Source organism: Phenylobacterium sp. (genome assembly GCF_030654915.1).
GTDB lineage: Bacteria > Pseudomonadota > Alphaproteobacteria > Caulobacterales > Caulobacteraceae > Phenylobacterium.
The window spans coordinates 1-1,233 of sequence record NZ_JAURWM010000084.1 but is presented as its reverse complement, the minus strand read 5'-3'; the positions used below and the strand labels follow the sequence as shown (position 1 = coordinate 1,233).

The following is a 1,233-nucleotide window of genomic DNA, read 5'->3' as shown; positions in this document are numbered from 1 at the left end:
CGGCGGGCTTCGAAGAGTTCGGCGACGCGCGGCAGACCACCGGTGATGTCACGGGTCTTGGCGCTTTCCGTCGAGACGCGGGCCAGGACTTCACCTGGCTTGATCTCGTCGCCGTCGCCAACCGAAAGAATGGCCCCGCTCGGCAGGAGGTATCGCGCCTCCCCGCCGTTGGAGATGCGCATGTAGGCGCCGCCTTCACCGATCACCGACATGGCCGGACGCAGGTCCGAACCCTTGGTCGAGGTGCGCCAGTCGATGACCACGCGGTTCGAAATGCCGGTGGCTTCATCGGCTTCTTCGCGGACCGACAGGTTCTCGACCAGGTCTTCGAAGCGAACCTTGCCGCCCACTTCGGAAATGATCGGGTTCGAGTAGGGGTCCCACTCGGCCAGACGCTGACCGCGCTTGACCTTGTCGCCTTCCTTGACCCGCAGGCGGGCGCCGTAAGGCGGCTTGTAGGTTTCCCGGTCCTTGCCATCGACCTGCACGATGATCTGCAGGTTGCGGCTCAGGACCACGAACTCGCCGTCGGGAGCCTGGACGGTCATGCCGCCCACGATCCGCGCGACACCTTCGTTGCCGGTCTCGAAGAACGATTGCTCGGCCACCTGGGCGGTGCCGCCGATGTGGAAGGTCCGCATCGTCAGCTGGGTGCCGGGTTCGCCGATGGATTGGGCGGCGATAACGCCGACCGCTTCACCGATATTGACCGGAGTACCACGAGCCAAATCGCGGCCGTAGCAGGCGCCGCAGACGCCGACCTTGGCTTCGCAGGTCAGGACCGAACGCACCTTGATCGACTGAACGCCGATCTTGTCGACGAGATCGCACATGTTCTCGTCGAAGTAGGTGTCGGCCGGGAAGATGACCTCACCGGTGCCCGGATCCTTCACGTCTTCGGCGGCGAACCGGCCCAGGACCCGCAGACCCAGCGAGACGAGAACGTCGCCGCCCTCGACCACGGCCCGCAGGGTGATGCCCCGGGTGGTGCCGCAGTCTTCCTCGTTGATGATGCAGTCCTGCGCCACGTCGACCAGACGACGCGTCAGATAGCCGGAGTTGGCGGTCTTCAGCGCGGTGTCGGCGAGGCCCTTACTGGCACCGTGGGTCGAGTTGAAGTATTCGAGAACCGACAGGCCTTCCTTGAAGTTGGAAATGCTCGGGCTCTCGATGATCTCGCGCGAAGGCTTGGCCATCGCACCACGCATACCGGCGAGCTGCTTCATCTGCGCC

1 pseudogene is annotated in these 1,233 nt (G+C 64.7%); it reads right to left on the bottom strand.

The features are described 5' to 3' along the window. Positions 1-1,233, bottom strand: a pseudogene (locus Q7T84_RS04095) (DNA-directed RNA polymerase subunit beta'); the annotation flags it as partial.